The following is a 21,354-nucleotide window of genomic DNA, read 5'->3' as shown; positions in this document are numbered from 1 at the left end:
CTCGGAAAATCCTACGGATTTCCCTCTGGTCCGAGAACTTTTGCTAAATTAGTAACCTAACTACGCAACTATCCATAGCCGAAGCCGTTATGTACAAGTTCCCAAACCAACGAAAATCCTACTTAATTTAAAGTTTTCAGATTTCTAAGTAAGGAAAAAATTGAAATGCTGAATTGAAAAACACACTATGAATTTCACTCTAGCGGAATAAAAAATGTTGCAAAATACCACTCTGAATTTTAACTTTCCTAGAAACATTCTCTACATCGAAAATATAGCAAACTCTAAGTTTTGACGGATTTTAAAATAATCTGAACTTTAAGAAAGTTGTATTGGTAAAAGAGATTTCCCAGGTATATTTTTTTGCGACAAAAACATAATAAACCAATGGTTTGAGCTGAATATCTGAACCTTTAAACCTTCTAAAAATATCTACTACCTATTTTGATATTTAAGGTTAAAAATACATGTAGAACTATGGATTTTTACTCTTATGGTGGAAAGAAAATAAACCTGTACATAACACCGTGTAAAAAACATTGCTTACTTTAGTTCAATCGTTTGGTTCTTGCAATTTTGCTTACTGCTGATTTTCCTGCGGAAAATCCTCGCGTACAAAATCGCAACGTTCCTTACACAAACACGTTGTAAGCCATTTAAAACAAACTGTGAACAGACTAAAAAAAAACATTAAATACTTCGGATTTTTTATAATTCTAATAATGCTATTTCGTGGATTTTTATACCGAATTTCGGTTAATTATTTAGAAGTTGATACTAGAAATAATATTACTCTGACCGACAAAAAGTTAATTAAAGAAATTGATAATAGAACCAGTGATAAAATATTGAGTATTGAAGAAATAATTGAATTGAGCAATAAAATAACAAGCGAAAAATTGGACTTTACTTTTAATAAAGTTTCGAGTAATCCGAATTTGATTTGTGAATTAGAAAAAGCTAATTGTATTGGATATTCATCTTTATTTAATTCAGTTGGAAACTATATTGTCGAAAAGCAAAATTTGACTGAAAAGTATGAATTTAGACATTTAATTGGGAAATTAGAGTTTTTTGGATTGGACATTCATAAACTATTTAACAGTCCATTTTTCAAAGACCACGACTTTAACGAAGTAAGAAACAAACAAACGAATGAAAAAAAATATGTTGACCCAAGTTTAAGAGATTATTTAAGAATTGAAAATATAAAATCTGAATAAAAAAACGCCTTACAACACGGTGTATAAAACATAGCTAATAAGTACTTAATCGAAAGGTTTTGTATATTTATAAAGTCCGCCAAATTTTTAATTTGGCTTTTAAAAAGAGAAAAAACTAAAAACAAAATATAAAAATTCGGCTCTGTGTTTATCCGAAAAGTTAGTGTCTTTTTGCACGCTACGTTTCATACACAAGTCCGTTACCTGTAATTATGAAAAACATCCTGCTTGCCATTATATTCTTTCCAATTTTGACTTATTGCCAGTCATCTAAAACTTACTTGGAATTAATAGATGATGCAAAAACAAAGAAAAGCGCAGAACAAATTGAGAAACTGATTATTGGAACTTGGGAATTTGAAAAATTAACGGATAGTAATGGAAAAACGATATCGGAAATTACACATTTTATAAATGACACAATTACTGCTAATGAAGTTATTTGGCGACCTAGTATGCGAATTGAAAAAAACGGAACTTATGAATTAATTGGTTGCGATAATCCCGATAATTGTGAATCTGGAAAATGGGAATATGACCGAGAATTTAAGTTATTTAGAATGACTTATGACAAACCGAGATACAATGTTCCGATTGACAAACTTGCACCAGGTCTTTTGGAACAATTAAGAGAATCTGGTTCTTTAATAGAATTTACAAAAAACGAAATAGAATTTGCGGAAATCACTCAAACGGAATTGAAAGTATTTGAACTTTTAGAAAGTGATGGAACTGAATTTAAGTATAATTTAATAGTGTATAGAAAAAAATAACTACAGGTAACACCGTATAAAAAAAATTGCTAGTTTTAGCTAAACCAAAGTTAGTTGCTCGTTTGCTAGCTTCTGATTTTCCTTCGGAAAATCCTCGCACACAAACACGCAACTTTTCTTATACAAACACGTTATGTACAAGTTCCCAAACCAACGAAAATCCTACTTAATTTAAAGTTTTCAGATTTCTAAGTAAGGAAAAAATTGAAATGCTGAATTGAAAAACACACTATGAATTTCACTCTAGCGGAATAAAAAATGTTGCAAAATACCACTCTGAATTTTAACTTTCCTAGAAACATTCTCTACATCGAAAATATAGCAAACTCTAAGTTTTGACGGATTTTAAAATAATCTGAACTTTAAGAAAGTTGTATTGGTAAAAGAGATTTCCCAGGTATATTTTTTTGCGACAAAAACATAATAAACCAATGGTTTGAGCTGAATATCTGAACCTTTAAACCTTCTAAAAATATCTACTACCTATTTTGATATTTAAGGTTAAAAATACATGTAGAACTATGGATTTTTACTCTTATGGTGGAAAGAAAATAAACCTGTACATAACACCGTGTAAAAAACATTGCTTACTTTAGTTCAATCGTTTGGTTCTTGCAATTTTGCTTACTGCTGATTTTCCTGCGGAAAATCCTCGCGTACAAAATCGCAACGTTCCTTACACAAACACGTTAGCAATAATTATGGCGAACAAAACAATATATTTTGTAACAATTATCTTATTTTTTATTTCTTGTAAATCTATAAGAAATGAAAAAAAAGATATTGCATTCAACAATAAATATAAGTTTAAAGCCGAAATAGAAAGTGAATCTAAAAAAGACGCTTTAGAACCTGACTTTCAAAGTTACGCAACAGAGTACTCCTTTAAAACTGACCATAAAAATGCATTAAAATATTGGGATTTAGAATTTACTCCAAAAATTATTGGTTATAACCAGTTTCAATTTGATTCAATTAAAAATCTTTATGAAACTGCAAAAGCAAAAGATTACATACTTAATCAATCCAAAGAGAACAAAATTGTTATTATAAATGAATCTCACCATAACGCATCTCACAGAGTGTTCACAGAATCTTTGCTAAAAGAATTATTTAATAATGGTTACAAAAACTTGTTTCTTGAAGCCCTCACAAATGGTGATAAAAAAGACTCTTTGCTAAATTCAAGAAAATACCCTATCCAAAATTCAGGTTATTACACTAAAAACCCACAATTCGGAAATTTGATAAGAACAGCTAAAGAAATTGGATACACAATTTATCCATATGAAACAACTGGTAATGAAGGAGGGGCTAAAAGAGAAATAGACCAAGCGAACAATATCTATAAAATAATTAAAGAAAAACCATCTGAAAAGAATCTCATTCATTGTGGTTCAGGCCACGCTATTGAAGGAAATGTTAGTTTTTTTGGTGGCTTATCATTAGCTGGAAGATTACACAAATTAACTGGAATTAATCCGCTAACGATTGACCAAGTTTTTTACTCTGAAAAAAGTACTTTTGACTATAGCAATATTTTTGTACAATCTTTTGACTTTAAGCATCCCTCCATTCTTCTTGATAAAAACTCAAACCCTTTTGCTTATAAGAATAATGACAGATGGATTGATATTGTTGTTTTTCATCCATTAACAAAATACATTAGTAATAGACCAAATTGGTTATTTGAAAACGGGAATAATAATGTGGCTATTAATATTTCTAATTTAAATTTGGATTTTCCTATTATGATATTTGCTTATAATAAAGGAGAAGATTTAAATGCTTCAATTCCAATTGATGTTATAGAAATTGAATATAAAACCGACTATTGTAATTTAGCACTTAAAAATGGAACTTATGAGATTGTAGCAACCAATGGAACTATGTCTGTTAAATTCGAACAAAAAGTAAAATAACTATTGCTAACAATGTATAAAAATAATTGCTTGGTCATTCCTTACTCGGAAAATCCAGAGGATTTTCCTCTGGCACGTTTTTGTTTACTAAATTAGATACTTAACCACGCAACTATTCTTATACGAGACCGTTGTAGCCAATTAAAAATGATAACGAAGAAAAAGATTGAACGAAAAATATTTAATTCCTTCTCTGAGTTATTAATTAACAGATGGATTGAAAATCATATCGTAAAAACTGATTTTAAATATTTCGATTTAAAAACTGACAAAACAATACCTTTGTGGACAGATGTTCACAATCAATATTTTACTAATATTTTAGAAAAAAAAGATAATTTAAAAGCTACAGAAGAAGAAATTAATATAATAGATAGTTTTGATAATTATCAAGGTGAAATATTTAGACACATAAATAAAAAATTAAGAGGAATAGGTTCTTATACCGCAGGATTTGACAATAAATTAAATAAACATATTTGTCATTTAAATAAGACTATCAACTCTTTTGATGTATCAGAAAACATAATAGTAGCGAGAAGGTCAAAATCATTTTTATTTAACGGAAAGAAAAAACTTAGTATTATTAAAGACTATGGGTTTTTAAGTACATCTATAAATATATCGCACAGAAAAGACTCAGATGGCAATAATAGTGATTTCGAAAAAGATGCTTTATTGATTTTAAAAGTACCTAAATTTTCAAAAGCTATTTATTGTGAAAAGGCACAAAAGGAATCAAAACGTAGAACTGAATTCGAGTTATTAATCCAAAAGGGGAGCACAATTTTAATTGAGAAAAATTATAAAATTTTATCAAACCGATTAATATTTGGCTCAATTCAACAAGCTGATTAATAAACTGGCTACAACATTGGCTATAATTAATACGGGTTTTGGTGTTTAATCAAAAAGTTAGTATATTTTTATAAAGTCCGCCAAATCTTTTGATTTGGCTTTAAAAATGAAAAATTAAAACAAAATAAAAAGTTTTGGCTAAGTGCTTAATCGGAAATTAATTGCTTATTTATTCCCTTACTAATCATAGCCGAAGCCGTTGTGCAACATTTGAAATGAACATCGAGAATTTAAAAGAAAAGTATCTCAATCTGACAAAAACCTGTGCAGAAACAGATTATACCGATAAAAAATCTGTTCGTAAAAACAACTCGTCAGTAAACGAAATGTACAAGATTATTGAATTGATTTCTAAAAATGATAACAGTTTTGAAATTCTAAAGTTTGCGGAATTGCTTACTGTTAATGAAAACCGAACAAATCTTTGGGTTGCGACTCATATGTTGGAAAGACTAAACGTTGACAAAAAAACGGAACAAAAAGCGTTAAAAATAATTAAGAGAGTAGCTAACGAAAACGGAACTGAAGCGATTGGATACAAAAATTGGTTAACTGATTACAAACTTAAAATTAGAACGTGAGTAAAATGAAACTAGGAATAATATTATTACTTGGAATATTGTTTTCTGCAGGTATTCAAGCGCAAGAGTCTGATAGATGGATTGGAGATAAAGAATACGCTGAAAAACAACTTGAATTGGCCTTGGAAAATAAGCCTGACCGGACAAAAATGAATATCAAGTTGATTACTAAAGAAGAAAACGCAATTAAATATGCTGAATTGATATTGTTCGAGCGCTATGGAAAAGAACAAATAGAGTTTGAGAAACCTTACCAAGTATATCTGATTGATGACTATTGGGTTATTTTTGGAACACTTCCGAAAAATTATAGAGGAGGAGTTTTTAAACTGGTTTTTGACTCTTGGAATGGAAAGGTATTGAGGTTATCACACGGAAAATAAAAAACGTTGCACAACAACGTGTATAATTCATTGCTAGTTGTAGCCTACTTACGAAAGTCCTCGCGGACTTTCTATCTGTGATTTATTTGCTAACTTTAGTGCTTAAAACACGCAACGAAATCATACACAAAACCGTTATGTACAAGTTCCCAAACCAACGAAAATCCTACTTAATTTAAAGTTTTCAGATTTCTAAGTAAGGAAAAAATTGAAATGCTGAATTGAAAAACACACTATGAATTTCACTCTAGCGGAATAAAAAATGTTGCAAAATACCACTCTGAATTTTAACTTTCCTAGAAACATTCTCTACATCGAAAATATAGCAAACTCTAAGTTTTGACGGATTTTAAAATAATCTGAACTTTAAGAAAGTTGTATTGGTAAAAGAGATTTCCCAGGTATATTTTTTTGCGACAAAAACATAATAAACCAATGGTTTGAGCTGAATATCTGAACCTTTAAACCTTCTAAAAATATCTACTACCTATTTTGATATTTAAGGTTAAAAATACATGTAGAACTATGGATTTTTACTCTTATGGTGGAAAGAAAATAAACCTGTACATAACACCGTGTAAAAAACATTGCTTACTTTAGTTCAATCGTTTGGTTCTTGCAATTTTGCTTACTGCTGATTTTCCTGCGGAAAATCCTTGCGTACAAAATCGCAACGTTCCTTACACAAACACGTTGTGCGTAAGCTGTCAGACCAACGAAAATCGAGCTAGAATTTAAACTTTCCAACTACTTACGAACGAAAAAACAATCTGAATTAAATGATATTTAAAGGAATAAATAACCAAACAGTTGAATTTAGGATAACGAATTATCAGTTTCCTGAAATAACTGATTGTGAATATGATTCAAATTGGTTGTTGGTTTATTTAAAAATAAAAAGTGATTGTGGAAATTGGGAAACTGTTGACCCTTCGCTTTTGGTTAGAGATTTAAAAGACATTATTGAATGGTTTGAGCAACTTTCGAATGACATAGAAACAGATACTGATTCACTTGTGTTTATGGAACCAAATTTGGAATTTGAACTAACTAAAAAATTTGCGGATAAAAAACGGATAAGAATAACGTTTGATTTAGAATCTCGCAATCCGAATGCCAAAGATGACGAAGAATTTTATGTGGATTGTGAATTTAATAATGAGGAATTAAAACAAATTGCATCAGAATTGAAAAACGAAGCGGAATTATATCCAGAACGAGCCTTAACGAATAGAAAAAAATCATATATTGATGTGTTTAAAAATTTTGGTAAATCTTTATTCAATTGAATATGAAAAAGCCTACGCACAACACCGTGTATAATTAATTGCTTTTTAAGTTCTTACTTGCGAAAATTCCTGCGGAATTTTCTCGGGTTCGTAAATGTTTGTTAACTTAGTTGCTTAACCACGCAACTAACCATACACAAACACGTTGTAAGCAATTATGAAAGAACAACCGAAATTTCCAGAGCTACCAAGCGTAGAAGAGATTAAAAAACTAATAGCTGAATATGAAACGGCTGATTTGGAAAAAGTTTCTTTCAATAAATTATCTGTTGAGTTAAGAAAACTTAAATGGATTCCAATTCTGACAGCGAAACTTAATAAAGGTTATCATATTGAGCGAGCAAGAATAAACAAACCTGACGAAATATTTTACTCGGAAACTGATATTTCATACAGAAACGATTATGAAAATATCAAATCTTATGGTCGAGCTAATATGAAACATCAATCACTTTTTTATGGTGCGATTGAGTCAGATGTTATCAAGCATCCAAGATTGATTAATTTGCTCGAAACAAGTCAAATATTTAGAAATTTGGATAAGGTAAAAGTTGATAACGCTGATTTTGTAATGACAGTTGGGAAATGGAGAATAAAAGAAGACATAGAAGTTGCAGAAATGGTCTTTAACCAAGACTCAATAAAAAACTCAAAAGATGTAGAAAAATCGTTTAAATTTCATCAAGAAAATTTAGCTAAAGAACATCCGGAAAATTTGGAACAATTTCGTTTGATATTGGATTTTTTTTCAAACCAATTCGCAAAAAAAGACATAGAAAAAAATACAGACTATATGATTTCAGCAGCATTTGCTGATTTCGTGATAAATTGGAAAGGATTACCTGGGTTAAAATATCCGAGCGTAAAAAGTGATTATGTTGGACATAATATAGTTCTAACACCAGCAGCAGTTGAACAGTTTTTGGAATTAGAAATTGCTGCTATGTTTAGAATTACAAAAAATGGAGAAAACTCACTTATATCGCCGATTAAACACGCAAAAGAATTTGGACCGTTAAACTCAAATTTTAAATGGTTTGATTACGAACCAAAACAAATTGAAATTGAATAAAAATAACTGCTTACAACAATGGCTATAATTAATACGGGTTTTGGTATTTAATCAAAAGTTTAGTGTATTTTTATAATGTCGTCAAATCATTTTGATTTGACTTTTGAACAAGAAAAAGATAAAAGCAAACAAAATGCTTCGTCTTAGTGCTTAATCGTGAAGCTATCGCTTCCCTATTCCCGCACTAATCATAGCCGAATCCGTTACCTGTAATAAACCAAAAATGCGCTTAAAAGAAAACATAATCACAGAAAAATTAAGAGAAAAATTTGTAAGCTCAAGAATTTCAAAAGAGATTTTTTTTGTGGAATGTATTGAAGATTTACATAAATGCGTATTGAATAACAAAACATATGATTTTATTCGTTCATCTGTTTTATTGAGAATATTATTATTAGACAAAGGAATTGAAACTATAAATACGAATTATAATATTGATATCAATTTTTATGCAAACAACGAAATAATTACAGGAATTGCATTATCGAATAGAAAAATAAGAGAAATACAAACATATCGAGATGATTTTTCAAAAAACAAAGGAATAAATTACGTAATGTTAAGTCACGAACCTCTGAAAAAATACAATCTTGAAGAGTTTGTTGAAATAAATTGTTTGAAGATTAAATCAGAAACTGAATATATTTTTAACATAAGAAACATAATTAATTTGATTTCTAATAAACACGGAGCATCACATTTAGAACCTAATTTTGATTTAAACACAATGGAGTCTTTTTTTTGGGGAAAATTTTCACCTTTCACAATGAAAAACGACAACTATTTCCTGAATAAAATCAAAGAGATAATTATAATTCTATTACATTCTTTAGAACCTTTACATAATAGAATAATTGATAATTTGATTGAGTATAATTCTAAAAACAAACAAAGCTCATCATCATCTGAAGTAACTATGATTGAAACTTGGGAATAATTACTACAGGTAACAAAGTATAAAAATAATGCGTAGTTTAGTGCTTAATCGAGAGTCCGTGCAATTTTGTTACGTCTGATTTTCCTGCGGAAAATCCTCGCACACAAAACCGCACTATTCTTATACGTAACCGTTAGCGGTAATTTGAGCCAAAATCCAAATGAGAGAACAAATAACAGTCGATAAAGCAATAAATAGAGGGCATTTGATTGTGAATATACCTGTATTTATTACAATTATTGGTTGTCCAGCTTTAGCCTTATTTTTATCAAAACAGAATTTAATTCCTGGTTGGGGAATTGGGATAGCTTTCTTAATTGGTTTTGTTTTAGCTTGGCTAATTTGGAGTTTTATGATAACCAAATGGAGAATTTGGGCTTTTGAAAATGTTAGAAATGTTCACGAATTAAAGAAAAGAGCAATTCAAGAAAAGCTAATATGGAGGGACGGCAATATTTTTGAAAAAACAGAAATAAGGGATAACAAGGACAAATTAAAACTCAAAGAACTCGAAAAGAAATTCGAAAAAGAGGATGAATATAAAGAAGACTATACAGTTCCTTCTTTAACGAAAATTCATTATTCAAAAACAACAAACTTAATCGAAATGGGAATAATGCTTCTTTGCCTTGGGCTTGGAGTCTATTTAATAATAACATCTGACAGTTATATAAAAGGAACAATATTTAGTCTAATTGGAGGATATTATGCAATAAAAGAGTTTAGACAAGCAACGAATAATCACACACAAATTACTATTTGTAATAAAGGAATTCGAACAGTAAATGTCGAATTTAAAAATTGGAAAGAAATTAGAAATGAAGAAGTAATTTATATTAATACAGGAAAAAGGTATGAAGCGTATTTATATTATAAATTCAAAGGTGGTTCTGAAAAAATAAAAATTGGTGACTTCGATAAAACCCCAAAAGAAATGGAAAATTTATTGAGAACATATAGAATTAGGAATAATAAAAACTACCGCTAACACCGTATAAAAATAATTGCGGTTTAGTGCTTAATCAAAGGTCGTTGCGTGTTTGTAACGTCTGATTTTCCTTCGGAAAATCCTCGCATACAAACCCGCAACTATTCTTATACATAAACGTTATGTACAAGTTCCCAAACCAACGAAAATCCTACTTAATTTAAAGTTTTCAGATTTCTAAGTAAGGAAAAAATTGAAATGCTGAATTGAAAAACACACTATGAATTTCACTCTAGCGGAATAAAAAATGTTGCAAAATACCACTCTGAATTTTAACTTTCCTAGAAACATTCTCTACATCGAAAATATAGCAAACTCTAAGTTTTGACGGATTTTAAAATAATCTGAACTTTAAGAAAGTTGTATTGGTAAAAGAGATTTCCCAGGTATATTTTTTTGCTACAAAAACATAATAAACCAATGGTTTGAGCTGAATATCTGAACCTTTAAACCTTCTAAAAATATCTACTACCTATTTTGATATTTAAGGTTAAAAATACATGTAGAACTATGGATTTTTACTCTTATGGTGGAAAGAAAATAAACCTGTACATAACACCGTGTAAAAAACATTGCTTACTTTAGTTCAATCGTTTGGTTCTTGCAATTTTGCTTACTGCTGATTTTCCTGCGGAAAATCCTCGCGTACAAAATCGCAACGTTCCTTACACAAACACGTTGTAAAACATTTGAACGAAATGAATCGCATCCTTCAAACTTTAGGGATTTTAATGATATTGATTAGTTGTAAGTCGACTAAAATTGGGTCAGAATCTGAATTCAAAATGACGAATGACTCTGTAAATCTTTATGCATTTATCGGAGAAAAATTATCTGTAATTGAATTTGACCCAAATGAAAATAATGAACGAATAGAAATTGACTCTATTACAGGAGACACTCTGATTTTTAAAAATTGGGTAATGGACAACGGATTTAAATGTAAATATAAAGTTCTCAGAAATGTATATAACAAATTAGAAACTGACACGGTCGAGTTCGAAGCTTATGACCATTATGGTAGACCTGCATTTGAAAATTACGAAAACGCTATACTATATTTATCCTATAGTGAGGAAGATAAAAAATACTATCACCAGAAATACATATTTGACCCAATAAAAAAGGACAAAAATGGAAAGGTCTGAAAGGAGAAAGTGTTGAAAAACTATTTACCGAACAGAAAAACGGATATTTAACAGCTCGTGGAGTATTTGAGAATGAATAAAAACGTTTTACAACAATGGCTATAAGTAATTGCTTGTTCTCGCCTTCTTCTGAAAATCCTCGCGGATTTTCAGTTTGGTGTGTACTTGCAAAGTTAAGTACCAAACCACGCAACTACTCATAGCCGAGACCGTTGGCATTCATTGAGCAGAACCGTTAAAAATTACAATTATGAGTAATTTAAAAGACATAAAATAGATAATTGAAAAATATACGAATGACTCAAATTTGGCTGAATTACAAGGCATTGAGAAATTAGAAAAACACTATTTTAATAAAAAGTAAATGAGAATTTAAAGCTGTATAAAAAGAGTGATTAAAAAAAAGATGTTTGACTTTTAGCTCGTTTGCGGAATCTGAAACTGAATAAAAAAATATATTATGAATAGAATAAGAATAATTGGTTTAATAATGTTAATAATCGGAATTATTTTGCAGTTTTCATTTGAAAATGATGGAACTGATTTTCTTACTGGATTTTTAGTCGGAGGAGGAATTGCATTGTTAATAACAGGACAAATTAAATCTAAAAAAAAAATCTCATTCTGACGTTTAGAATATTTAAGGAACTGGAATTGAAAAAGTTTGCGGAATAAATATCTGACCGAATTTACTCAAACGCAAGAAAAACATAAAATTGAATTAAGTCGAGTAAACAGAAACCTAAATAAAAAAACAACGAAATGCCAACACCGTATAAAATTAATTGCTAGTGCAAGCCTACTTATGAAAATCCTCGCGGATTTTCTATTCGGTTTGTATTTTGCTACATTAGGTGCTTAAACCACGCAACTAATCTTATACAAAACCGTTGGCATTCATTGAGCAGAACCGTTAAAAATTACAATTATGAGTAATTTAAAAGACATAAAATAGATAATTGAAAAATATACGAATGACTCAAATTTGGCTGAATTACAAGGCATTGAGAAATTAGAAAAACACTATTTTAATAAAAAGTAAATGAGAATTTAAAGCTGTATAAAAAGAGTGATTAAAAAAAAGATGTTTGACTTTTAGCTCGTTTGCGGAATCTGAAACTGAATAAAAAAATATATTATGAATAGAATAAGAATAATTGGTTTAATAATGTTAATAATCGGAATTATTTTGCAGTTTTCATTTGAAAATGATGGAACTGATTTTCTTACTGGATTTTTAGTCGGAGGAGGAATTGCATTGTTAATAACAGGACAAATTAAATCTAAAAAAAAATCTCATTCTGACGTTTAGAATATTTAAGGAACTGGAATTGAAAAAGTTTGCGGAATAAATATCTGACCGAATTTACTCAAACGCAAGAAAAACATAAAATTGAATTAAGTCGAGTAAACAGAAACCTAAATAAAAAAACAACGAAATGCCAACACCGTATAAAATTAATTGCTAGTGCAAGCCTACTTATGAAAATCCTCGCGGATTTTCTATTCGGTTTGTATTTTGCTACATTAGGTGCTTAAACCACGCAACTAATCTTATACAAAACCGTTGTACACCATTTACGGAGACAAAATGAAAATATTGAACTTAATTATATTATTACTATTCGTCAATTATGAATTCATTGAAAATGATTCCGTTGACAATGTGAAAATCGGAATGGAAATTTCTGATTTTTTAGAATCTAAAAACAAGGAATATAATATAAAGAAAGAGACGATAAGCCTTGAAGGAGACGACTATGACATTTTTAATGTTTACGAAAACTCTAAATTGATTTATGCGGTGGAACCAGACGAGAAAGGAGAAAAAGTGTGGAGGATTTGGCTATACGGACAGAAGTTCAAAACCGAATTAGGAATTGGTGTGGGCAATACTCTTGCTGACTTGAAAAACAAATATACTATTGACGATATGTCAACAGCTGAAGGCGCTGTGTTTATTTTGGTTAAAGAGATTGAAGTTGGTTTTGAATTAGATGGCTCAAAAATCCCGAGAGAATGGTGGAACGAAATGAAACTTGAGGAATTGAAAAATGATTTACCAATAAGTTTAATAATAATATAACAACGGTGTACAACACCGTATATAATTTATTGCTAGTTCTAGCCTACTTACGAAAATCCTCGCGGATTTTCTATTCGGTTTTAATTTGCTAAATTTAGTGCTTAAACAACGCAACAAACCATATACAAACACGTTGTGCGTAAGCTGACAGACCAACAAAAATCAAGCTAAAATTTAATCCTTTCGACATTTATAAACAAATAACTAATCAGAAACTGAATAACGTTACACACGAATTATTTACTCTTGCGGAACGTTACGCTGGAATTTAAATTGAAACGATTTTTTTAGATTTTAAAGTAAAAATTAATAAATTCACTAAACGAAAAAAACGCTAGACTTTTGTCTATAATGCAAAAATCTATCTTAGAGAAAATTTAATGATTAAGACAAACATTTTTACAACTAGAAAACTTGAAAAAACAACTAATGAATTCATTTCTAGTGAGGTTAGTATAGAAAATGAATTTTTAGGTAATTGGACTGCTACTCTATTTTATGTGAGTAATAAAAAATGCTGGTTAATCATAAATAAGTTAACGAAATATCTTGTGATTATACCAAATGTAAAAAAATCTGATTTGAAAAATATATCCACTATTTTTAAGAAAACTCTGTATTTTCAGTTGAATAATGATGGAATTAAAACAGATTACACATTGGTCGATAAAATAATTGGCGAAATTAATTTGTGCGAAACAAATAATGACCGAAGTACGAGTGGCTCTTTGAATAACTGTTTATTTCAAATGGACGATTGGAAAAAAGACTATGGAACTTATGATAATATGCCATTTAGAGATTTAAACAATAAACTGAATAGTTCACCTAATAAAATGTTGAACTGGAAATATCCAAAAGAGAAAATGGACGAAATGATAAAAGCCTACGCACAACACCGTATATAATTTATTGCTGGCTTCTCGCCTACTTACGAAAGTCCTCACGGACTTTCTTGGTCGGTAATTATTTACTAAATTAGGTGCTTAAATCACGCAACAAATCATATACAAACACGTTATGCCCAATTGAAGAGAATGGTGAAAGAAAACATTTATCAAACTGACCATACTAAAACTCCTGAGATTTTTGAACTTATCAAGAATCATCAAAACTCGGATGCTATCAAACATCTGGACAATCACCCTGAAGAAATAAATTTAAAGGGATGGATGGATCATACCCCTCTTCACAAAGCTGCTGAATGTGGCAATTTTGAGATAACAAAATATCTAATTGAAAACGGTGCTAAGATCAACGCTGAAAGAAGCGGTGTTTATGCTACTCCTTTGTGCTGGGCTAAAACACTTGAGATTGCAATTCTACTCTTGGATTCTGGAGCTACAATGAATGACAGAGAATTGGATATGGCTACAAGAGATGATAGAACAGAGATTATTGATGAACTATTGACAAGAGGTGCCAAGATAAACATAGAAGAACCCCAATTTTTGAATTGCCATTCTATAAAAACGCTTGATATTTACCTGAAACATAATACCGATATATCTCTAAAAGATAAAAACAACAGTTCAATACTACACAGTAAAGCATGGTCTGATAATGTGGAAGTTTTTGAACATGCCTTTAAAAACGGAGCAAAATGGCATAAAGATAGCAGTAGTCGTACTCCATATGTTTTAGCTCAACAAGGGGCTAGAAAAAAAATCATTGAACACCTACAGACAAATTATCCAGAACTAACTTCGCATCAAATAACAAAAATTCAAAAACCAGAATCACTATCATTTGAGCAAATATATTTTCTCTCTGAACACCCAATTGAAGATGATGAAATAATCGCTTTAACTAAATCATCAACGGTTATAAGGTACAAACATCAAAAAAATCAATTTATAGCGATTAATGCAATAAGTATCGATTTACCTACTATTCGGAATTTCACGTTTGATGAGTCAAATAATATAATCATTCCAACTACAGACAATAAACTTCTAAAAATTGATTCAAAAACATTCGAATTGATGGAATCAATTGATTTCAATGAAGGGAGGTTAGACCAAATTACATTCCTACCTAAGAAGAAAATATATTTATCCAGCGATGGATGGACGAGCTATATTCTGGACTTGAAATTTAAGCTACTTGAAAAACATTCTATGGATGATGGAGTGTTTTTTCCACTAATCAATAAGAATGAAGATCTAGTGTCTACTTATTGTTATGATCAAGAAACATATCACAGCATTTATACGCTTTCAGGAGAGAATGAATTGAATTATATACATACGTTCTTTATTGAATGGAATAATTCATCAGAAGGCTTTGGGTTTAATTCATCAGGAAACAAATTTGCTGTCTCATTTCCAAAAGCGTTATCGCTCTGTGAAATGCAAGGGGAAGAAGTTACTACTATCTGGACAGTTGATATATCCAAGTTTAAATCGGAACATGACCTTAGTGATTTAGTGTTTATCAATGATGATTTCATTGCTCTAGCCAAGGGAAAGAAAATAATTCTCTACTCATCAACTGGAGAAATAGAAAACGAAACAGGTTTAAACTTAATATCGGAAATTCGGGGTGTTAAGCTAATTAAAAACAAAAGCTCAATGATTATTAGAACGCATTCAGAGATAATCTCCGTGGATATTGAGGAAATAAAAAAGGGCATAACAAAGTATAAAAGTAATGGCGGAGATAGTGCCAATTTAAATACTAGTGCAAATAACAAACAACAATCTTGGTGGAAAAGACTGTGGTCATAAAACCGCCACTACTCTTATACGGAACGTTGTAAATAATGCTGGAAAAACTCATAACGAATGAAATACGCTGAATTTAATATTGACACGAATAAAATAGAATTTTTGAACTCTGTTCTCGGATTTGAGAGTGTTTTAATAAATGGAAACAAAATTTCGAATAAATTTTCCATAACAGGAATTGAACATAAATTCGAAATGAATACTAAAAATTATACTTTAAAATCTAAAGCTAAATTATTTGCAAAAGATGGAATTAACATTCAACTCTCTGAAAATAAAGAATTAATCGAGAACATAAATCTTGAATATAATAAAAAACACAGATTATATTGGATGTTTTTTGGAGTGTTTTTTGGTTTACTTGGTTTTAAACTTGGAAAAATATTAGTTGAAAATTTAACTCACTAAAGAAAAACAAATAATTAAAACTGAATTTGGATTTTAAGCAAATTTAATCTTGATTTTAAAAGTTGAAAATCTGAATTAATAAATGAAACTGAAAAAAGCACTATTTACAACAACGTGTATAATTAATGGCTGGTTCTTTCCTACTTACGAAAATCCTTACGGATTTTCTATTCGGTGTTTATTTGCTAAATTAGGTGCTTAAACACGCCACAAATCATACACAAACACGTTGGCATTAATTAGAAAATGAACGAACAGATAACCGACACAATAACTCAAAAAGTAATTGACTCATTGCCTAAAGCGGTTACTGATACTTTAGCTAATAACGTTCCGAACCCGATTCAAGTTGAATTAATTGAAAATTCTGATAAAATTGATTGGAATGTTTGGTTTCTACTTATTGCTGTTCTGACTTTAATTACTGCTGTAATTATTCCATTTGCTCAAAAAAAGTACGAGGAACGAAAATCAAAATTCGGATTTCATCTTTACGTAAAAAAGAAACTCGGAATTGTATGGAATTTACTGACTTATGACAAATTAGAGTATAAACAGCCAAGGTCAGCGGAAAAAATGGACGATGAACTTCTGACTTTCGATAAATTGATTTACAAATTCGAAAAAGATTTTAAGGAAAATAAAAATACTATTCACCCACTATTCGCTTTTGGAATAATTTTTAATTTACAGAATTTGCTTTTTACAGTGAAACGCATACAATATTCATTGAATACAATTGACATCAAAAATCTTGATGAAAAGACTTTAGAATTTGGAGACAAGCTATCCAAATCTGAACATCATAAACTAAATGGATTATATCTTTTAATCGAGCATTATTTCTCAATAACAAGCTTTCACGACAAATTTGATTCTTTGAAATCGATTAAACGAAAAGAAAAAGATTCAAAGTGGATAGGTCTTGAAGTAGATAAAAAAGTTCTCAAAAAACAAAAGTGGATTTTAGAAGATTTGGAATATTTACGAGAAAACGAATTAAGTATAGACGAAATATTGAAAATGAATAAGCTTCTGATTCAAGAATTGAAGTCCTATTTTGAATTTGAAAAACTGAACAAAAAGCGGAAAAATAACTAATGCCAACACCGTGTATAATTCATTGCTAGTTCAAGCTTTCTTACGAAAATCTTCGCGGATTTTCTATTCGGTTTGTATTTGCTAAATTAGTTGCTGAAACACGCAACGAAATCATACACAAACACGTTGGCAACAAGCTAAAGCAACAATCGTGATAGAATTAAAATCATTTAAAATAGAAGATTGGAAATATCTCAAAAAGTGGATTTCAAGTGAATCTGAATTAATCCAATTTGCTGGACAGATTTTTAGTTTTCCAATTGACCAAAAACAAGTCGAATTGTATTTATCTGAATCAAAACGTACTGTGTTTAAAATAGAAAATGAAAATAATGAAACTATCGGAATTGCAGAAATTAGCATACCTGAGGAAAATGTTGCGAAATTAGCTCGGATTTTAATCGGAGAAAAATCAATGCGTGGTAAAGGAGTCGGAACGGAATTGATTAATAAACTGACTGAATATGGATTTAGCAATTTAAAAAAAGAAAGAATTATTCTAAATGTATACTCTTGGAATATTGGAGCAATTAAATGTTATGAGAAAGTTGGATTTTCAAAAACTGATAAACCAAAAAAACTTGTAAAAGTCGGAAATGAAAATTGGGAAACAATAGAAATGGAAAAAAAGCCAGTTGCCAACAATGTATAACCGCAATTACGGCGGATTCGACTACGTCCGAATCCACTCCCAATTGCTAACGTCAGTGCTAAACCGAAAAACATTAACTTTAATCCCGTAACTGACGGTTATACGAGAACCGTTAGCCACAAGGCGAAAACCAATCTGAACGAATAAAAAAATGGAAAAAGACTATTTCCTTTTAGAGGACAAAAAAAAGGAAATTGAATCCAAATTTCTAATCAAAAATGGTTGGTTAAAAATTTACGAAGACGACTCAAAAGATTTTGACGATACAGCTGGAATATATTGCTGTCTAATAGCAAACGATAAGGTTGAAAAATATAGTAAAGATTATAACTGGCCACTTTCTTTGGGAAGCGAAGGAAAACCATCTGTTTATGGAGACAACACATATAAATCTAATGACAAAGAAGGATTGGAACCTTTTTTGTTCTATAAGAGCTTTTCATTACAAGAAACATCAATAAAATATATAGATGTTGCAGAAGAATTTGTTTTATATTTTCGACTTTATGAAAAAGGGAACGACAAACAAAATCGCACATTTTATTACGTAAGTGATTACGGAGAATTAGACGAAGTCATAATAATCGAACCAAAATTGATTAGAGTTAAAATCAAGTATTTAAGGGAATATATTACTATGCGAGATATGAATTTCGTGGTTTCCTATGATTTTATGAGATTACTCAAGAAAATACCTTCAGATTGGAATATAAAGCACAAAGACGAACTAATTAAAGAAAACGACTTTATTTACAATCATCTAATTAGAAACGTATCCGATAAAACTCAAAGTTGGGTAATGGGCAAAGTTTTCATTAAACCAAATAAAATAAAAAAATCACATTTTGACATTGGAAAATCAAAAAATGAGAGTTTCATAATTGGAATCGATGATGAAGGAGAATTGATTTATGAAGATTGTGGAGAAACAGATGGAAACCATTTTAAAGTCACTTATTTCAAAAAAGAGGTTTTAAATAAATATTATAATGAGCCCAATAAATATCAAGTTGACGGTTTTAGCGTTGGCTCGAAATTTTTCAGATTAAAAATAGATAATAATGTAGATGAATATATTCCTGTATTTCTTACTAATTTAAGAATACTTCCAGAAATGGAACAACTTCATTGGAAACAATACAATATTCCGCCAAAAGATGGAATGAATATTAGTCGAACTTATTATAAAACAATGATAGAAGGTCAATGGGCAGAACAGCCTGAAACTGTTGACTTATTTTTCAAATCAAAATACAAAAGCTTTAATAAAAATTGGGAAAAAAAGTTTGGTTGGAATTTATACAAACCATTATCCAAAACAGATGAACATTTATTTACTGCTTTGCATAAAATAACATCTAATAATGTCAAATCGTTTTGTGAGCAAACCTTGACTATAGTAAAATTGACTATTGACAGATTAAACGAAAAAGAATTAGCAAAAGGTTTAAGTTTAGATTCAAAAATTAGAGGAATTGGAAAATTTGAAAAGTTTTTAGAATCAAAAGGAATGAACATACCTGATATGTTTGAGTTTTTAAGGAATCTTCAAAATTTGAGGTCTGGACTAATTGCTCATACATTTAGTGAATCGAATAAAGACTGTAAAAAAGCACTTAAATATTTCGGAATTGAAAGTGATAATTACACCAAAGTTTTGGAAGAAATATTCGTTAAATCAATATATACATTTAATACATTAGAAAAATATTTTGAACTAAACAAAGAAAAGCCCAGTGGCTAACACCGTATATAATTTATTGCTGGCTTCTCGCCTACTTACGAAAATCCTCGCGGATTTTCTATTCGGTTTTTATTTATTAACTTAGTTGCTTAACCACGCAACAAACCATATACAAACACGTTGTAGCCAATTAAAACCAAGCCAATCGGGAAAATGAAAATATTTGAAACCGAAAGATTAATTATTAAAAGTTTAAAAAAAGCGGACAAGAAATATTTTGCTGAACTTTTTACCGACCCAAGAATTTTAGAGCTAATTCCTCAAAAAGCGTTTACGGAAAATCAAATAACAGAAAGATTTGACAAAAGCCTAAATTTAAACTTGAATGATTTAAGTAATCGGAAATGTGCTTGTGGGATATTTGAAAAAGGTAACGCAGAACTGATTGGATTGGCTTTGTTTCTGATAAATGAAAATGACGAAAAAGAATTGGGTTATCGTTTTAGAGTAAAATATTGGGGAAAAGGTTACGGAACAGAAACTACAAAAGGAATGTTGGAATATTATTTCCTGAAAATGAATGAAAGCAAAGTTACGGCAGATGTTAATATTGCAAATGTTTGTTCGGTAAAGATTTTAGACAAGTTTATGAAACCTGTGTGTGAATTTTTTAATAAAAGAGATAACTGTACGGATAGAAGATATGAACTCGAAAAAAATAACTGGCTACAACAATGGCTATAAGTAATTGCTTGTTCTCACCTACTTATGAAAATCCTCGCGGATTTTCAGTTTGGTGTGTACTTGCAAAGTTAAGTGCTAAACCACGCAACTACTCATAGCCGAGACCGTTGTGTGTAATGAAAAAAAATGAAGAATGTCTCAAATAGCTGATTATATCTTTCTAAAAGATAAGAAAATAAAAGAGTTAAATATTGAATCGATAACAACTATTTTGGAAATTGGAAATCACGATTTTTCAAGTGAAACTAATTTATGTGAAACAGGAATTGTGAGAGATTTATTTATAGGTGAAATCAATAATGGAACAATCATCTTAGGAAGTGAAATTGCTTATAAAATGATTCATAATAACGAAATCAGAAAAGATTTCCTAAAAGAGTTTTCTGACTGCGAAATTTTCTCAAAAGCTTACGATGACAGAGTTATGGTCTTTGGATTTTCTTTAGGAATAAATGGAGAATTTGTTTGTGCAAAAGAATGTGGAGATGGAATATTTTCTGAAGGATCGCAAACGTTATTTGAAAAAGAAATAAGGGAAAATCAAGAAGAAATAAATGAAACTATTATTATTTTTGACTTAATTAAAAAATTTGAGGTATTATATTTAGGAAAACCAATAGACGATTTTAATTGCAATGAAATAAAGTTATTAAAATATATAAAATATTAAAAACACTACACACAACAATGTGTATAATTAATGCGGGTTTTAGTGTTTAACCAAAAGGAAAGTGTATATTTATATTGTCCGTCAAATCAATTTTGATTTGACTTTA

The 21,354-nt window shown here is 29.9% G+C and carries 22 protein-coding genes; all 22 read left to right on the top strand.

The genetic code is table 11. The features are described from left to right. Positions 1-722 precede the first annotated feature (722 nt). The 22 genes from FNB79_RS09840 (at position 723) to FNB79_RS09740 (ending at position 21,248) form a co-directional block, all read left to right on the top strand. Positions 723-1,223, top strand: coding sequence for a hypothetical protein (locus FNB79_RS09840; RefSeq protein WP_143381143.1), 501 nt, complete (start codon positions 723-725; stop codon positions 1,221-1,223). A 251-nt stretch (positions 1,224-1,474) separates the two neighbouring features. Next, positions 1,475-1,996 (top strand): hypothetical protein, encoded by a 522-nt coding sequence (locus tag FNB79_RS09835; RefSeq protein WP_143381142.1) that lies wholly within the window; start codon positions 1,475-1,477, stop codon positions 1,994-1,996. Between the two features lie 605 nt (positions 1,997-2,601). Then, positions 2,602-3,918 carry a hypothetical protein gene (locus FNB79_RS09825; protein ID WP_143381141.1) on the top strand — a complete coding sequence of 439 codons (1,317 nt, stop codon included), beginning with the start codon at positions 2,602-2,604 and terminating at the stop codon, positions 3,916-3,918. 147 nt (positions 3,919-4,065) lie between these two features. Beyond that, the gene (locus FNB79_RS09820) at positions 4,066-4,776 is read left to right on the top strand and encodes an ADP-ribosyltransferase (protein ID WP_143381140.1); all 711 of its coding nucleotides are present in this window, start codon (positions 4,066-4,068) and stop codon (positions 4,774-4,776) included. 215 nt (positions 4,777-4,991) lie between these two features. Continuing rightward, positions 4,992-5,357: a hypothetical protein gene (locus FNB79_RS09815; protein ID WP_143381139.1), complete on the top strand. Its 366-nt coding sequence runs from the start codon at positions 4,992-4,994 to the stop codon at positions 5,355-5,357. A 5-nt stretch (positions 5,358-5,362) separates the two neighbouring features. Continuing rightward, a complete protein-coding gene (locus FNB79_RS09810) occupies positions 5,363-5,740 on the top strand; it encodes a YbbC/YhhH family protein (RefSeq protein ID WP_143381138.1) in 378 nt (125 codons plus the stop codon). 779 nt (positions 5,741-6,519) lie between these two features. Beyond that, positions 6,520-7,029 carry a WapI family immunity protein gene (locus FNB79_RS09805; RefSeq protein WP_185967750.1) on the top strand — a complete coding sequence of 170 codons (510 nt, stop codon included), beginning with the start codon at positions 6,520-6,522 and terminating at the stop codon, positions 7,027-7,029. A 157-nt stretch (positions 7,030-7,186) separates the two neighbouring features. Then, entirely contained in the window at positions 7,187-8,101 is a 915-nt protein-coding gene (locus tag FNB79_RS09800) for an RES domain-containing protein (protein ID WP_143381137.1), read from the top strand. A 223-nt stretch (positions 8,102-8,324) separates the two neighbouring features. After that, positions 8,325-9,038, top strand: a complete 714-nt coding sequence (locus FNB79_RS09795) for a hypothetical protein (protein WP_143381136.1) — start codon at positions 8,325-8,327, stop codon at positions 9,036-9,038. Between the two features lie 160 nt (positions 9,039-9,198). Next, entirely contained in the window at positions 9,199-10,026 is an 828-nt protein-coding gene (locus tag FNB79_RS09790; protein WP_143381135.1) for a hypothetical protein, read from the top strand. Between the two features lie 698 nt (positions 10,027-10,724). Beyond that, positions 10,725-11,174 carry a hypothetical protein gene (locus FNB79_RS17215; protein ID WP_185967749.1) on the top strand — a complete coding sequence of 150 codons (450 nt, stop codon included), beginning with the start codon at positions 10,725-10,727 and terminating at the stop codon, positions 11,172-11,174. Positions 11,175-11,634: 460 nt separating this feature from the next. Continuing rightward, positions 11,635-11,802 carry a hypothetical protein gene (locus tag FNB79_RS17210; RefSeq protein WP_185967745.1) on the top strand — a complete coding sequence of 56 codons (168 nt, stop codon included), beginning with the start codon at positions 11,635-11,637 and terminating at the stop codon, positions 11,800-11,802. A 510-nt stretch (positions 11,803-12,312) separates the two neighbouring features. Further along, a complete protein-coding gene (locus FNB79_RS17205; protein ID WP_185967748.1) occupies positions 12,313-12,486 on the top strand; it encodes a hypothetical protein in 174 nt (57 codons plus the stop codon). A gap of 279 nt (positions 12,487-12,765) precedes the next feature. Beyond that, complete coding sequence (locus tag FNB79_RS09780) at positions 12,766-13,260, top strand: hypothetical protein (RefSeq protein ID WP_143381133.1); 495 nt, start codon at positions 12,766-12,768, stop codon at positions 13,258-13,260. Positions 13,261-13,640: 380 nt separating this feature from the next. Beyond that, positions 13,641-14,168, top strand: a complete 528-nt coding sequence (locus FNB79_RS09775) for a DUF6933 domain-containing protein (RefSeq protein ID WP_143381132.1) — start codon at positions 13,641-13,643, stop codon at positions 14,166-14,168. Positions 14,169-14,297: 129 nt separating this feature from the next. Further along, the gene (locus FNB79_RS09770) at positions 14,298-15,989 is read left to right on the top strand and encodes an ankyrin repeat domain-containing protein (protein WP_143381131.1); all 1,692 of its coding nucleotides are present in this window, start codon (positions 14,298-14,300) and stop codon (positions 15,987-15,989) included. 57 nt (positions 15,990-16,046) lie between these two features. Further along, a complete protein-coding gene (locus FNB79_RS09765) occupies positions 16,047-16,397 on the top strand; it encodes a hypothetical protein (protein ID WP_143381130.1) in 351 nt (116 codons plus the stop codon). Positions 16,398-16,643: 246 nt separating this feature from the next. Then, positions 16,644-17,498, top strand: a complete 855-nt coding sequence (locus tag FNB79_RS09760; RefSeq protein ID WP_143381129.1) for a hypothetical protein — start codon at positions 16,644-16,646, stop codon at positions 17,496-17,498. A gap of 151 nt (positions 17,499-17,649) precedes the next feature. Then, positions 17,650-18,150, top strand: a complete 501-nt coding sequence (locus tag FNB79_RS09755) for a GNAT family N-acetyltransferase (protein WP_185967747.1) — start codon at positions 17,650-17,652, stop codon at positions 18,148-18,150. Between the two features lie 151 nt (positions 18,151-18,301). Next, positions 18,302-19,894, top strand: coding sequence for a hypothetical protein (locus FNB79_RS09750; protein WP_143381127.1), 1,593 nt, complete (start codon positions 18,302-18,304; stop codon positions 19,892-19,894). Positions 19,895-20,047: 153 nt separating this feature from the next. Then, positions 20,048-20,578, top strand: a complete 531-nt coding sequence (locus FNB79_RS09745) for a GNAT family N-acetyltransferase (RefSeq protein ID WP_143381126.1) — start codon at positions 20,048-20,050, stop codon at positions 20,576-20,578. Positions 20,579-20,711: 133 nt separating this feature from the next. Beyond that, positions 20,712-21,248 carry a hypothetical protein gene (locus tag FNB79_RS09740; RefSeq protein WP_143381125.1) on the top strand — a complete coding sequence of 179 codons (537 nt, stop codon included), beginning with the start codon at positions 20,712-20,714 and terminating at the stop codon, positions 21,246-21,248. Positions 21,249-21,354 lie beyond the last annotated feature (106 nt).

The sequence above is a fragment of the Formosa sediminum genome (genome assembly GCF_007197735.1).
GTDB classification, from domain to species: Bacteria; Bacteroidota; Bacteroidia; order Flavobacteriales; family Flavobacteriaceae; genus Formosa; species Formosa sediminum.
The sequence above is the reverse complement of the archived record's forward strand: the minus strand, read 5'-3'. Positions and strand labels throughout refer to the sequence as shown.